Source organism: Thermus sp. (genome assembly GCF_056332225.1).
The window spans coordinates 1-560 of record NZ_JBWGQW010000241.1; the positions used below are offsets into that span (position 1 = coordinate 1).

At 74.8% G+C, this 560-nt stretch carries 1 protein-coding gene; it reads left to right on the top strand.

Annotated features, from left to right (window positions below; all coding sequences use genetic code 11):
• Nucleotides 1-560 (top strand): ParA family protein (locus AC01Y6_RS11135; protein WP_476671596.1); only part of this gene is annotated, 560 nt, incomplete at both ends.

The following is a 560-nucleotide window of genomic DNA, read 5'->3' on the forward strand; positions in this document are numbered from 1 at the left end:
CCCTCCTCCACCTGGTGCGCACGGGGGAGCTCCCCGAGCCCGTGGAGGTGGCGCCGGGGTACCACCTGGTGCCCTCGGACCTCTCCCTGGCCCTGGCGGAGATCGAGCTGGCCCAGAAGCCCCTGGGGGAGGTCCTCCTCCGGGGAGCCCTGGGGTCCCTGGAGGGCCGCTACGACTACGTGCTGGTGGACTCCCTCCCCTCCCTGGGCAAGGTGGCGGTCATGGCCGCCCTGGCGGGGGACGGCCTGATCGTCCCCGTGGAGGTGAGCCCCAAGGGCCTCCAGGCGGCGGCCACGGTGCTGGGCCTGGCAGAGGAGTACCTGGCCTCCCTGAAGCGCCTGGACCCCAGGGCGGGAAGGCTCAGGCGCTTCGCCGCCCTCTTGGTGCCCACCAAGTACGACCCCAGGACCGCCACGGGAAGGCAGGCCCTGGAGGCCATCCCCCACGTGGCGGGGAGCGTCCCGGTGGCCCCCGCCCTCTCCCTCCGGCCCGGGGTCTACGGGAAGGCCACGGACGGCCAGGTGCCCCTCCACCGGGTGGGCAACCCCGAGGCGGTGGCG